We start from the raw sequence: 13,247 nt of genomic DNA, 5'->3' as shown, positions 1-13,247 counted from the left end.
GGACGAAGTCTCTTTCGTTCGGTTTTTTTCGTCAAATGGGCCGATTTGATGAAGCATGATATTTATGAATAATGATGGGGAAATTACCCTTAGCGTACATTACTGAGAGGATGAAAGCAGATGTCAAAAAAGAAGAAGCAATTCGCCGTAATCGGACTTGGACGGTTCGGCGGCAGTGTATGTAAAGAACTATATGAAATGGGTCATGAAGTATTAGCCATCGATATGCTAGAGGAGAAAGTAAATGAATATGCAAAATATGCGACACATGCCGTTCAGCTTGATAGTACAGACGAAAAAGCATTACAGAGCGTAGGCATTGGGAACTTTGAACATGTGGTGGTTGCTATAGGTGACAACATTCAATCAAGTATTTTAACAACGCTTGTTTTAAAGGAAATGGGTGTTTTGAAAGTATGGGTAAAAGCTCAAAACCACTACCATCAAAAAGTTCTCGATAAAATCGGAGCTGATCTTGTTGTTCACCCTGAATATGATATGGGCAAGCGAATTGCACATAATATATCATCCGAAAAAATCATTGATTTTATTGACCTTTCTGATGATTACAGTATTGTGGAGCTCCTGGCTACGAAGAAAGTAGATGGAAAATCGTTAGTTGATTTGAATGTGCGTGCGAGGTATGGGGTGACCATTTTGGCGTTTAAAAGAGGGGAAGCCCTTAATATTTCCCCTTTACCTGACGACGAAATCCACGAAAATGACATCTTGATTGTGATGGGGCATAAAAATGATTTGGATCGTTTTGAAGATGAGGGGTTATAGATGAAGCATCTTCGAACAAAAGTTGCCGATTTAACACCACCTCAATTTCTTGCATGCGGATTTTTAGGGGCGATCCTAGTCGGAACACTCCTGTTATTGTTGCCTATATCTACAATCACAGGAATTAGTTTTATTGATGCCCTGTTTACCGCAACGTCAGCAACAACCGTAACAGGATTAGTTGTGTTGGATACAGGTTCTGACTTTACGGTTTTCGGTCAGACTGTCATTATGGTTTTAATTAAAATCGGTGGTCTTGGGTTGATGACATTTGCGATTCTTATCGTACTCGCTTTAGGAAAAAAGATTGGTCTAAGAGAGAGGATTTTAATATCAGAATCTTTTAACCAACCTACATTTGGCGGAATGATCAAACTTGTTAAAATGCTTTTAATCTTTGCTTTTTCAATGGAGTTAATCGCAACCGTGCTCCTAGCGATACGTTGGGTTCCTGAATATGGCTGGTCTTTTGGATTGTTTACAAGTTTGTTTCACTCCATTTCAGCCTTTAATAACGCGGGATTCTCCCTTTGGTCTGATAGCTTGTCTCAGTATGTTGGGGATCCTTCTGTTAATTTGATTATCACTCTATTGTTTATAACGGGAGGAATTGGATTTACCGTTGTATACGATATGATCGTCACGAAAAGATTTCGCGAGTTGTCTCTTCATTCGAAAATCATGATCGTGGGTACATTGGTAGTCAATATGATCGCTATGCTTGTCATTTTTGCTTTGGAGTATGCAAACCCTGATACTCTTGGCCAACTCTTATGGTATGAAAGAATTTGGGCATCCTATTTCCAAGCCGTAACACCAAGAACGGCAGGGTTCAACACCATTGAGATCGGCGATATGCAAGCAAGTACCATTACGTTTATCTTGCTGCTTATGTTTATTGGAGCGGGGAGTGCATCAACAGGAAGTGGAATTAAGCTTACGACGTTCTTGGTTATCGTACTTGCCGTTTTTTCTTATCTTAAGGGTCAAAAAGAAAGCGTCGTTTTTGAAAGAACCATTCAAAGTCATATTGTCATGCGAGCCCTAGCCATTGTGGTTATAAGCTTACTGGCCGTTTTCACAAGTATATTCATTTTATCCATAACGGAAAGTGCTCCTTATATTTTAATTGTATTCGAAGCTTTTTCGGCTTTTGGGACTGTGGGCTTATCAATGGGATTAACAGGAGAGCTATCGCCAATTGGTAAACAAGTCATTATTGTACTTATGATCATAGGCCGAATTGGACCTATTACACTGGCATTTGCGCTTGCTAGATCGAAACCAAGTAATGTTAGATACCCAAAAGGAGATATTTTTACAGGGTGATTTTTGACCGCTTTCCAATGGAAGGCGGTCTTTTTAGGAAGGGAATATTAGGTTTGACCTCTAGCGCTGATATGTAAGATTCACCAGCACCTCTTTTGCTTGTTCCGTGTAGATTCGGATATCGTAGGATGACTCTTCCCCGACAAATTCAATGAAGCCTTCTGAAGCACCGATGATGTCTTCTTCCCACACAATCTCATCGGCCCTTTCAACGACTAGCGTGAAGCTTCCATCCCCAACTGAAGCTTGGTAAGGGATCACCACAGCCCCTTCTTGAATAATGCTTGGATCGTCCACAAGATATTCCCCTTTAAGAGAACCGATAGATACCTCAAGATTACCTTGGTAAACCGTTTTGCTCACATTTACTGCCAGATTTTCAGCAAATAAAAAGGTTGCTCCGATGACCCCGAAGGTGAACACGACAAAAGCACCTGTTATCATAACTATGCCCTTTTTTGTCATTCGTTTTAAAATCACCGTCTTAAAGTAATACACCACTCTGAAAAGAAGCGGAGCTGTGATCGCGAAAATCACTACGGGAATCCAGTAACCAGACAACATCCCAATCACTAAGGCAAAGGAGAGGAAAAGAAAATAGAATGAGACAAAAAACCAATAGCCAATAAACAGAAACTTATTTTCACGGACAGGACTTCCAAATACCATTTCAATGACTCTTTTCAGCTTCTTCACCCCCGATTGCTGACTCCAACACTAGATCAATGACGGAAACAGACTGTAAATGATATTATTTTCTTCTAATATATCCCTTTTATTTTTCCTTCTGAAACGTGGTTTTAAAGAAGGCACTGAAAAAGTTCGATCCTTAACTTTTTCAGTGCCTTCGAAGCAATGAGCGAAACGGTTGCCTGTTTTGAAAGCCTGATACGAGTGGGTTTCTCGTATCAGGCGCGCAACCGAGTGGAGCCATTGCCATTCAAATAAAGGCAGTGAAAAAGTTGGGCTGTACTTTTTCAGTGGCTTCGGTTTTAAAAGGGGGGTATACCTTTTTTACAATCAGTCAAAGACGTCCATCACTTGTCCATATTTTACACGTGTCAATTATGGTAAAATGAAGGAAAATAAGATGCTGATTATAGGTGTGATGATGATGAAGAAGATTGCAATCATTGGTGGAGGCATAACAGGCTTGACTGCCATGCACTATTTAAACAAGTTTCAAACGGATGTTGAGCTGGTGTTGATTGAAGCAAACGATCACCTTGGGGGCAAAATACATACGATTAAACGAGATGGATTCATTATGGAGACCGGAGCTGATTCAATTGTAGCCCGTCATGAGAGCGTGATGCCCTTAATTGAAGATCTCGGATTGAAAGATGACGTCGTTTACAACTCGTCAGGTGTGTCTTTTATTTATACAAATAATACGTTGTATCCGATTCCGGTGGATACAATCTTTGGTATTCCTACAAGCATGGACTCTCTTTTTGAGAGCACCCTCGTGTCGGAAGAAGGAAAGAAGGCAGCGTTAAAGGACTTGGAAACATCAAATGACCAGTTCACGAAAGAAAGTTCGGTGGGAGAATTCCTCACGTATTTTTTAGGCGAAGAATTGGTTGAAAAGCAGGTTGCTCCTGTTTTATCAGGTGTATTCTCAGGGACCCTCGATAAGCTTACTGTTGGGGCTACGCTTCCATTTTTGATTGATTATAAAGAGAAGTATGGTTCCATCATTAAAGGGCTCGAAGCACATAAAGAGACGTTTAAAGCTGGCTCGAGTAAAAAATTCCTTTCTTTTAAAGGGGGACTATCGACGATCATTGATCGAATGGAAGAGAAGCTGACCCATCATTCAATCCTAAAAGGCGTACACGTGAATAAAATCGAGAAACAACAAGACGAATACCTTCTCGAATTGGCAAATGGAGAGAAGCTTGTTGTGGACGGAATGGTCCTTAGCACTCCTCATGACGTGACGCAGCGATTGCTTGGAAATTCTGAAGTTGATCTGGATTTTGATCGTCTTAAAAATTCATCTATCAAAACCGTCTACCTCGGCTTTGACATTTCTGTAGACAGGCTTCCCGCTGATGGGACGGGATTTATCGTTTCAGGAGAAAATGACATTCAGTGTGATGCATGCACGTGGACGAGTAAAAAATGGGCACACACCTCAAAAGAGGGGAAACTATTAGTAAGGTTGTTTTATAAAAGCACCAACCGTGTTTACCCTGAACTTATGGAGATGGATAATGAAGCGTTTATTCGTTTTGCTTTAAACGATATTAAAAAGAGTTTGGGGATTAATGAGGACCCAACAGTTGTAGAAGTGACCGATTGGGATCAAAAAATGCCAAATTATCATACTGCCCACACAGAGTCAGTGACGGCTTTGGAAGAAAAAATGGCTACGCTGTTTCCAAACATCACCCTCGCTGGTTGTTCCTACTACGGTGTAGGAATCGGAGCGTGTATTAAAAACGGGAAAGAGACAGCAGAAGCCATTGTCAAGGCAATGGAATAAGCAAACACCCCTTGGGCTGATGAGAAAGGTCCAAGGGGTGTTTGTTTAATTTTAAGAATCGTTATCGTCGTTCGCTCCTTTATAATGAAAGATTTGGTGGATATAATGAAAATCTACTTGTTTATAATGAATTTTCTAGATATATAATGAATTTTCGCGCATAAATAATGAATTCTCACCGTTTATAATGAATCTCTTCAATCTACCAAACAAAAGTAAACCTAACGAACCACGTCCCCGTTCCACGCAAGCATACCGCCTTTCACATTGATCAAGTTTTCATACCCCTCTGCCTCCAACTTTCGAATCGCTTGCATACTTCGATTACCAGAACGACAAATAATCACAGCCGTTTGATTCTTTGGAATTTGATCCATATTTCCATTAAGTGTACTTAAAGGAACGTTTGGTACTCCGTCGATATGCCCTTCGTTATACTCATGGGTTTCCCTTACGTCCACCACATAGTATTGGTCATCATTCAGAAGGATTTCAAACTCGTCAGTGTCAACTTGGCTTACTCCCAAGTTTGCGAAAAATTGATTATATAAAAGATACCCGACAATGAGGGCTATAACGGAATAAAAAATAATATTTGTATTCATCATCGTCCTCCTTAGTGAAATCTACATTTATTATATACCCGTATGGGTATGTGGTCAATGGATACAAAACGATAGAATAAAAGGAGACGATAAAGAATGGAGAGATAACATGGACGATTTAAAAAGAGAAATCATGCTTTTATGTGAGAGCTTGACCGGAGATGTGTCTTTACATATACGCATAGGAGATGAAGAGATCGGTTATCAGTCTAACGTTCCTCTTATTGCGGCCAGTTTGATTAAAGTCCCTTGTGCCTACGCTTTGTTAATGCTCAGTCAAGAAGGAGATGTGGACCTTGATGAATTGATAGTGGTAACGGACCGCGAAAAAATCGGAGGAACAGGCGTCCTTGTTCATATGCCGGGCGATGTTCACCTTACGTATCGACAACTCGTTTCCCTTATGATTACAGTGTCTGATAATACAGCAACAAATGTAATCATTGATCAAGTAGGCATTCCTTATATACAAGAGGTGGTTGATCGATCGGGCTGCGAAGGGACGAAGATTCAACGGAAGATCATGCATACAAATCCGAACGAACAACCTTTAAAAAACGTCATGTCTGCCAAAGATATGAATCGGTTTTTGATGTTGATCGACCAAGGAACAGAATTGGAAGAGGGGAACAAAGCCTTTCTCCTTTCATGTTTAACAGGTCAGCAGTTGATTCATAAACTTCCGTATTTGTTCTCAGACGGACTTCCCCCAACGGCGTTTGTTGCTCATAAAACAGGAGATGACATAAAAATGGAGCACAATGGCGGCATAATCAAGATAAATAATAAAACGGCTTACGTGACTGTGATGACAGACCAGCTCGAGCGAAACATCGATGGACAGGCATTGATTCAACAAGTGGGTAAGCAAGTATATGATTACTTAAACGCTCCTTAATTATGTTAAACTTTTACCAGAATATTCCTTAAGTCAAGAACAAAGAGCCCCTTATATGACCGAAAAAGGTTGGATCTTCATTAGTTACTTTTGTCTCTTCATTGGCATTATATCTTGGGTACCAACCGTAGTATTTCAAGAGAGTAGTGGTTTTTGGTTACTCACGTTTATTGTGAATCCACTAGGCCTACTCTTTGGCTACTTAGGAAAAACAAAAATTGGGATGATCGGGAATGCCTTGTTAACAGCAAGTTTTTATATTCTTATGGTGTTAGGGTATATCATTGCAACGTTGTTTGGTGGAAAACCCTAAGTCTATTGAAGGGAGAGGTGTGTGTATGAGAATGGTTGTAGGTGTGATCGCTACAGTCGCATTCATCGGCGCCCATTACTTTTGGGGAAAAACGATCAGAAAGGATTCATGAGATGCCAATTAGATTAAACAGAGAAGAATACAAACAAATAGACGAAACCCTTGATCCGAAGAAAGTCAATATTCAGGTTTTGATTTGGAGTATTTTTCTCCTTTTCGGTTTGTTCCTGGCTTATGGATTTGTGTGGGGAATAGGAAGTATAACCGGAACTCTATATCTAATACTCCTACCTACTTTTCTCGTCTTGATTACGATCCACGAACTCATTCACGCCCTCGGCTACGTTTATGTAGGAAAAGCTAGGTGGACGGATGTAAAGTTCGGTATATTGTGGAAACAACTCATGCCTTACGCTCACTGTAAAGTTCCGATGCGAATCGAGCACTACCGAATTGCGGTACTCGCGCCCATTGTTTTAGGCGTTGCTCCTTTAGGGTATGCGTTTCTATTTGGGAATTACTTATTCTTCATGGTTGGAACCATTATGACCCTCACTTCGTTGGGAGACGTACTCATTATTCGATCCCTCAGAACGTACCAAAAAGGTGTCTATGTACAAGATCATGAAAGTCAAATCGGGTGTATGATCTACGTGAGGAAGGTGCAACGATGAAAACTTTAAACAAGATCATCTTACTGAGCGTGGTCGTATCGATTTGTGTGTATGCCCTTCTCCTGAGCGCATACCTTTTGGAGTGGATAAACGGGTTTGTGCTAATCGGGAGCTTCCTAGTGCTGATGATTTTAGCAGCTGGCTCTGTCGTTATATTCAGAAGGGAGCGTCGAAAGAAGTCCTTTTTTGTGGCGACTTTGATCTTATTATCTCTTTTCATGCTTTTTGAGATCCGACTGTTAAACTATGAAAGTCATACATATGAAATAAGTGGATACCTTGAACCTGAAGATCTGCTTGGGAATTCTAACATCTATCTTTTATCTGTCAACCTTCATCACGTCCAATATATCCAAGACGAAGAGATGCTAGAGTGGTATATAGAAGGACAGGATCAGAAGGTTTATGACGTTTACCCAATCACAAATCGCATGCGATACAGAGGGAAATCAAGTGAACTAGTAGGATGGATCGGTTTAGTAACCACCGATTTCGAGCGATTTCGGAATAATGCCGAAGCCTACTTGGGGGAGGACGTTGCCTTTGCCTACAATTATTTCAATCGCGATGACCTAGTAGGTAACAGCGCAGGATTAGCGATTGGATTGAAAGCTCTTATCAACGCTGGTCACTTGGAAAACAGCATCCCGATCGGTGTTACAGGAACGATGGAGGCAGACGGTCATGTGAGAGAGGTTGGCATGATTCGGGAGAAATTGCTTATTTCCGAGGAAAACCAATTTCCATACATGATCGTTCCAAACAGCAACTTGAAAGAGGCCGAGGAGATTATAAAAGAAGAAAAACTGAGTATGACTGTTATTGGTGTTGCTTCAGTTGAAGAGGCGAAAAAGGCGGTAGAAAACATAAATGATCGTTAATGTTGGAGAGGATATGTTTTACAGGCTTTAAAGTCGACCTTATATTTAGCAGAAAAGAAAAGAGGAAAACAGATGATTTTATCCATACTACTAGGCGTTATCATTTATATTTCCATTGGGATGCTCTACTATTCCCCCCTGCTTTTTGGAAACAAGTGGGTAGAAGTTTTGAACATAAAAGAAGCAAACCCACCAAACTATGGCCTTGTGAGTTTAGTAACGCTAGTGATTACTGTTGTATTGTACTTGCTTTTACAAGTAGCCGGAGCACAAACAATCATAGATGGGTTTCTAGTAGGACTATTAACTGGTGTTATTGTTACACTAGCCTATGGAAAAGACTTTCTTTTTGGGCTAGGAGCACATACGAAAAATGAACAACTCACTTTTGTACTGGCAGCGGGTTATCACCTGCTCGCTTTAACAATCATTGGTGCAGTGATGGTAGTCGTATAAGATCGTTCACAAAAAACAGGTGGCTTGCTGCCTGTTTTTTTATTTTGTGAAACCTGGATTTCTACTAAAGGTCTATTAAAGTGTAAAAAAATACATATTTTCCACAACTCACCTCCTTATGAAAGAAAAAACAGAATAGTTCAAAAGTATAATTCTCCCAAAACTAAAACAGAATTTCAGAAAATTGTTTTATATTATTAAATATAGTTTTAATAATATTGGGGGGTTAGGGAAATGAGAGTTAAATCAATCATGAACATGTTTATCATTTTTCTTCTTGTAAGCGCTATCTTTTTGCCGGGCACAGTAAGTCATGCCGAAACACAGGGAGAGCCAGACGTTCGAATCGGGGTTGTTCCAACGGCTGAAACGATCACTATTGGTAGTGAAGGAGATTTCACCATCGAAACAAAAGAGTCGGGAGAAACGATTTATGAAGGATCAAACGAAGATGCAACCGTTACTCTTGAAAGCACGGCTGATATTGAGACATTATTTAGATTGCAGGCAGGATCCACAACAAGCCAAGCGGCGATTGACGAGTGGGTTGCGTTAGCAGAAGCAGAAGGGTATCCTACTTACCTGGAACCTTATTTGGAATTCACACGGTTGTTGATTGGAGAATTCTCTCTTGATGCCACTTGGGGTGAAAGAGAAGTGTTTAGACAAGAAGTCATCTCCAAGGGTCTTGCAGGGGGAGATTCTTTTTGGAGACAAATTACGACCGTTGACGGGGAAACGACAATCAAAGTAAGCGGGGCTAATGGAGAAGTGATCTCTGAAGAGGCAGTCGTGATTACCTCGTCTACTAATCTTGTAAAGATGAACGGAAGTAATTATCGAGGCATCGGAGAAGTTGGATTTAACAGCAGTGGTACGTTAGCTGGGATTAACGAAGTGAACATCGATGATTATGTGCAAGGAGTTGTTCCTCACGAGCTACCACCTGAGCCATTTGGTGGACTAGATGCAGTAGAAGCTCAAAAGGCACAAGCAATTGCCGCACGTACCTACGCGTTGAACAACCTAGGGAAGCGCAGTTCGGATGGTTACGACCTTCTACCAACGACAGCCGATCAAGTTTATGGTGGATACGATAACGAGCACCCGATTTCAACAGGAGCTGTTCAAGATACAAAAGCTGTGGTTGCCACGTATGATGGGGAATTGATCACAACCGTTTACCACTCCACAAGCGGCGGGTTCACGGCGAATAACGAAGACATATGGAACTCGCCAGCAGTTCCTTATCTACGAGGAGTGCCTGTTTCAGAAAGAGGCAGAGCTCTTGAAAATGTACCAACGTTGGAAATGTTTAAAAATCATGCAAATTCCCGGTCCCTCCGAGCGAAAAAAGAGAGCTTTGAAGCGGACTGGTCACGATATTACAGATGGAATTTTGAGTGGACACCAGAAGAAATTAGCCTCGTTTTGAGTGAGAGGTTTAACACAGACGTAGGAGAAGTGTTAGAGATTAATGTCCTTGAACGATCCGATTCCGGTCGTGTGTATGAAATTGAATTTGTAACGGAAAACGGTACGTTTTATGAGCAGAAAGATCAAATTCGTTGGGCACTTCAATACATTAATGCTAGCGGAAATCCGAGCCCCCTTCTTAGCACGTTATTTTTTATTGAACCAATGAAAGAAGGAAACGACGTAACTGGATTTAAAGTGTACGGTGGAGGCTGGGGCCATGGGATTGGCATGTCTCAAGTAGGTGCGGTTGGTATGGCTGTAAAAGGATGGTCATACGAAGAGATCTTGAAACATTTCTACCAAGGCATTGAACTAGAGTTGTATTATTAAAGGGAAGGTTACACGGAGCGGCTCACGAGTCACTCCGTGTTTTTTATAGCATAAAAAGGAGAACAATTCCGGTGACGAAGCTAAGGAGAGCCGGCGGACCATAAATAAACATCACTCTATATACACCATCAACAAGACCTTCAACTGCCTTTCCACCAATATATAGCGTAACAATGAAAAAGAAAGCGGGAACAAGGAAGACGTCAGGTAATAGCGCGATATCGGTGATCATGACCAAAAGAAACAGAGCAAACAGAACATAAGAAAGATAGTCGAGAATCCGAAAAACCATGTGGCGATCTTTTTCCTTTTTTGCCCCCAAGAACTTGGCATAAGCATTCATTGGTCTCACTCCTTCTCTATATTCTCCTCTTCCCATAAGGATGAAAATGCAAAACGGAAATCCCCGTTTTCCCTTACATAGATTGGAATAGATTGCCAGAATAGACAGGGAAACGGAGGAGGCGTTAGCATGAAACGAATAGCGATGTTGTTTGTATTTAGTGCCATTCCATACGGTATAGGCACTTACTTCGTTTATGGTGCTCTATTACCTACTGTAATTGGCTCAGTTATTTTCGCTACAATCATGACCATTACATTAGGATTGTTGCATTACTTAGGTACAAAAGAAGAAGGGTCTTTTAACAGTCCTATTAAACAAGAGGCCAAAGTTGCCATAACCTTCTCACGCGAAGATGCAGTTAAACGATGTGAAAATGCAATCAATTCTTTAGGTGGGGCATCAGTGAAAGACGTTGAAATGGAGAAAGGAATTGTTCGTGGGAGAACGGGAATGTCTTTTCGCTCATGGGGCGAAAAGCTGTCCTGTATTGTAGAAGAAACGGACGCTGAAAAAACCGTAGTGACGATTGAAAGTAGACCGATTATTCCGATTACGTTAGTAGACTATGGTGTGAATAAGAAGAATGTAAATAAGATGAAAGAGTATATTGAAATGTGATGTCCGTTCCGTTAAGGTCTCACACATTTACTCACGTTTAAAAGCTTTAAATGGTAAAAGGAGAGAACGAAGATGAATAACCGAAGAATACCACAAGCGTTATTTACAGGCGGTTTTGTTGGAGGTGCGGTATTCGTGGTTGAACTGACCATACCGGAAAGCCCCATGCTACTCATCGTCATGATTGCAGTCATCGCAGCCATTTTAGGCAGTGTAGTAGGCAGAATCGTACTTGGTAAAGTGTTAAAAGAGGAGTCTTAATGAAACATTGGTTATTGCAAGGGATGACTGTTTTAGTTATTGGTCTTCTCTTATTTGCTTTAGAATACATAGGAAGTCAACGAACAGTGGAGTCTGTAGCAAGCGAGTGTAGTGTCATTCACTCCGGAACGATGACTTTTATGATTGTAAGTGTCATTGTAGTCGGTTTTTATGTGCTTTTTACCCTTGAAGGGAAGAAATCGAACAATCTACTGAATCGCTCGTTTTGGACCCAAATGCCTTTTGTATCAGGTTTGGTCGGAATCGTATCTGCTGTTTTGTTTTTAGCTGGTGGCGTGTTTGGTCCTTTGATGGAGTGGACAACTGTGTGGCCTACTCTTTTTATATGTTTCTCGTCTATTCTTTGTTTATCGTTTACTTGTTTATTTTCTCAGTTGAACAGTGTAGAAAAAAAGAGGAGAACAATCATCCGCAGACGGCCCAAGTCTCTTTCATTTGGACCGTAGCATTATTTTCTCTAATTTTTATCAAGACGGTTACGATCATCATGAAAAAGCCCAAGATTGCCGCCCAACGAATCCCTTTCATTCTATGGGACACCATGGTATCAATGAATTTCGTCTCTTCTTTTGCTTGATCAATCTTTTCTCGATTGTATTCCATTGTTTTTCCTCCTTAATGAATTGGGGTTAGGTGTGTATACGAGCGAAACAAGAAGAAGTTCCCAATAACCCAATAACCTGTAAAGAGAGGTACGAAACCGATGCGACCAGAACAAGACATGTTTGATCTGATTATAGGTGTAGCAAAGAAAGATTCACGAATTCGTGCTGTTTATATGAACGGTTCACGAACGAACCCTCAAGTACCAAAAGATCTCTTTCAAGACTACGATATTGTTTATGTGGTGGAGGAAACAGCGTCTTTTCTTACAGAGGAGGGCTGGATTGGCGTGTTCGGGAATCTCCTTATGATGCAAGAGCCAGATAGAAATGATGCTCTTCTTGGTAGACAGGTAGATGTGTTTCGTTCTTATGCCTATTTAATGCTTTTTGATGACGGTAATCGGATCGATTTACGCATACAAACGATTGAGGCAATGAAAGAAGAATACGGTCAAGATTCATTGACTGTCCCTCTTCTGGATAAAGACGGGCTTTTTCCTTCTATCCCTAAAACGAATGACTCGGATTATCATATTAAAAAGCCAAGCAAGGCTGAATTTGAGGGTAGCTGCAATGAGTTTTGGTGGTGCATGCAAAATGTAGCAAAAGGATTGTGGCGAGAAGAGCTCCCATACGCAAAGGGGATGTTTGATCAGATTGTAAGAAAGCCATTGGATGAGATGGTCTCTTGGTGGATTGCCATGAAGCACGACTTTAAAATGTCACCGGGAAAAATGGGGAAGTATTTTAGTACTTACTTGCCAGAAGCACATTGGGAGATGTACGAGAGAACGTATGCAGGAGCCGATGTGGAGGAGAACTGGAGAGCGGTGTTCACAGCTAGTGAGCTATTCCGTACATTGGGGAAAGAGGTAGCGGAAGAGCTATCATATCATTATCCGGATATTGATGATCAGAATATGACGAAGTATCTTGAGCGTGTCAGGGGATTGCCACGGGATGCGAAAGGAATGTTTAGAGGGTGACGTTTGGGTCAGGAACAGGAGAATTTTGGCTAACTCCGCTAAGGTGAGAATAAGTGGGTTAATTACATATGTATCTCCGCCAATTGAAAAATAAGTGGATCATACGGGTGTCGAAACACCTCTACCCCTCCGTCCCTTAACCTGAGCCCAGCGTTCAGGTTCTTTTTT

The 13,247-nt window shown here is 41.1% G+C and carries 17 protein-coding genes; 13 read left to right on the top strand and 4 right to left on the bottom strand.

Going from position 1 to position 13,247, the window contains the following annotated elements; all coding sequences use genetic code 11:
* The first annotated feature begins 120 nt into the window (after positions 1–120).
* Together G476_RS0115550 and G476_RS0115545 are read left to right on the top strand one after the other, a co-directional pair.
* Complete coding sequence (locus G476_RS0115550; protein WP_026690907.1) at positions 121–786, top strand: potassium channel family protein; 666 nt, start codon at positions 121–123, stop codon at positions 784–786.
* Positions 787–2,115 (top strand): TrkH family potassium uptake protein, encoded by a 1,329-nt coding sequence (locus G476_RS0115545; protein WP_026690906.1) that lies wholly within the window; start codon positions 787–789, stop codon positions 2,113–2,115.
* 60 nt (positions 2,116–2,175) lie between these two features.
* Here the strand turns inward: G476_RS0115545 and G476_RS0115540 are convergent, their stop codons facing one another.
* Positions 2,176–2,784, bottom strand: a complete 609-nt coding sequence (locus G476_RS0115540; RefSeq protein WP_026690905.1) for a hypothetical protein — start codon at positions 2,782–2,784, stop codon at positions 2,176–2,178.
* 445 nt (positions 2,785–3,229) lie between these two features.
* On the opposite strand from G476_RS0115540, the gene hemG reads away from it, so the two are divergent.
* Entirely contained in the window at positions 3,230–4,606 is a 1,377-nt protein-coding gene (gene hemG, locus G476_RS0115535; RefSeq protein ID WP_026690904.1) for a protoporphyrinogen oxidase, read from the top strand.
* A gap of 221 nt (positions 4,607–4,827) precedes the next feature.
* Here the strand turns inward: hemG and G476_RS0115530 are convergent, their stop codons facing one another.
* The gene (locus G476_RS0115530; protein ID WP_245579684.1) at positions 4,828–5,214 is read right to left on the bottom strand and encodes a rhodanese-like domain-containing protein; all 387 of its coding nucleotides are present in this window, start codon (positions 5,212–5,214) and stop codon (positions 4,828–4,830) included.
* Positions 5,215–5,320: 106 nt separating this feature from the next.
* Between G476_RS0115530 and G476_RS0115525 the strand changes: the two genes are divergently transcribed.
* The 6 genes from G476_RS0115525 to G476_RS0115495 all read left to right on the top strand — a co-directional run bounded on the left by G476_RS0115525 (position 5,321) and on the right by G476_RS0115495 (position 10,242).
* On the top strand, positions 5,321–6,109 hold the full coding sequence (locus G476_RS0115525; RefSeq protein ID WP_026690902.1) for a serine hydrolase: 789 nt from the start codon (positions 5,321–5,323) through the stop codon (positions 6,107–6,109).
* Between the two features lie 55 nt (positions 6,110–6,164).
* Positions 6,165–6,422, top strand: a complete 258-nt coding sequence (locus G476_RS0115520) for a hypothetical protein (RefSeq protein WP_026690901.1) — start codon at positions 6,165–6,167, stop codon at positions 6,420–6,422.
* Positions 6,423–6,535: 113 nt separating this feature from the next.
* Complete coding sequence (locus G476_RS22960) at positions 6,536–7,096, top strand: DUF3267 domain-containing protein (RefSeq protein WP_026690900.1); 561 nt, start codon at positions 6,536–6,538, stop codon at positions 7,094–7,096.
* Positions 7,093–7,977: a S16 family serine protease gene (locus G476_RS0115505; RefSeq protein ID WP_026690899.1), complete on the top strand. Its 885-nt coding sequence runs from the start codon at positions 7,093–7,095 to the stop codon at positions 7,975–7,977. The genes G476_RS22960 and G476_RS0115505 overlap by 4 nt, the downstream gene beginning before the upstream one ends.
* 72 nt (positions 7,978–8,049) lie before the next feature.
* A complete protein-coding gene (locus tag G476_RS0115500) occupies positions 8,050–8,433 on the top strand; it encodes a DUF1761 domain-containing protein (protein ID WP_026690898.1) in 384 nt (127 codons plus the stop codon).
* 234 nt (positions 8,434–8,667) lie between these two features.
* Positions 8,668–10,242: a SpoIID/LytB domain-containing protein gene (locus G476_RS0115495; RefSeq protein WP_026690897.1), complete on the top strand. Its 1,575-nt coding sequence runs from the start codon at positions 8,668–8,670 to the stop codon at positions 10,240–10,242.
* 43 nt (positions 10,243–10,285) lie between these two features.
* On the opposite strand, the gene G476_RS0115490 is transcribed toward G476_RS0115495, so the two are convergent.
* A complete protein-coding gene (locus G476_RS0115490) occupies positions 10,286–10,585 on the bottom strand; it encodes a hypothetical protein (RefSeq protein ID WP_026690896.1) in 300 nt (99 codons plus the stop codon).
* 129 nt (positions 10,586–10,714) lie between these two features.
* Between G476_RS0115490 and G476_RS0115485 the strand changes: the two genes are divergently transcribed.
* From G476_RS0115485 to G476_RS23645, 3 genes are all read left to right on the top strand, one after another.
* Positions 10,715–11,206: a hypothetical protein gene (locus G476_RS0115485; protein WP_026690895.1), complete on the top strand. Its 492-nt coding sequence runs from the start codon at positions 10,715–10,717 to the stop codon at positions 11,204–11,206.
* A gap of 72 nt (positions 11,207–11,278) precedes the next feature.
* Positions 11,279–11,467, top strand: a complete 189-nt coding sequence (locus G476_RS0115480) for a hypothetical protein (protein WP_026690894.1) — start codon at positions 11,279–11,281, stop codon at positions 11,465–11,467.
* On the top strand, positions 11,467–11,934 hold the full coding sequence (locus tag G476_RS23645) for a hypothetical protein (RefSeq protein ID WP_156906606.1): 468 nt from the start codon (positions 11,467–11,469) through the stop codon (positions 11,932–11,934). Before G476_RS0115480 ends, G476_RS23645 begins: the two co-directional genes overlap by 1 nt.
* Here G476_RS23645 and G476_RS0115475 read toward each other — a convergent pair.
* Entirely contained in the window at positions 11,894–12,091 is a 198-nt protein-coding gene (locus G476_RS0115475) for a hypothetical protein (RefSeq protein ID WP_026690893.1), read from the bottom strand. The two genes, G476_RS23645 and G476_RS0115475, sit on opposite strands and share 41 nt — an antisense overlap.
* Positions 12,092–12,191: 100 nt before the next feature.
* On the opposite strand from G476_RS0115475, the gene G476_RS0115470 reads away from it, so the two are divergent.
* Positions 12,192–13,079, top strand: a complete 888-nt coding sequence (locus G476_RS0115470; RefSeq protein ID WP_026690892.1) for an aminoglycoside 6-adenylyltransferase — start codon at positions 12,192–12,194, stop codon at positions 13,077–13,079.
* Positions 13,080–13,247 lie beyond the last annotated feature (168 nt).

The organism is Alteribacter aurantiacus DSM 18675, assembly GCF_000429705.1.
Lineage (GTDB): Bacteria > Bacillota > Bacilli > Bacillales > Salisediminibacteriaceae > Alteribacter > Alteribacter aurantiacus.
The sequence above is the reverse complement of the archived record's forward strand: the minus strand, read 5'-3'. Positions and strand labels throughout refer to the sequence as shown.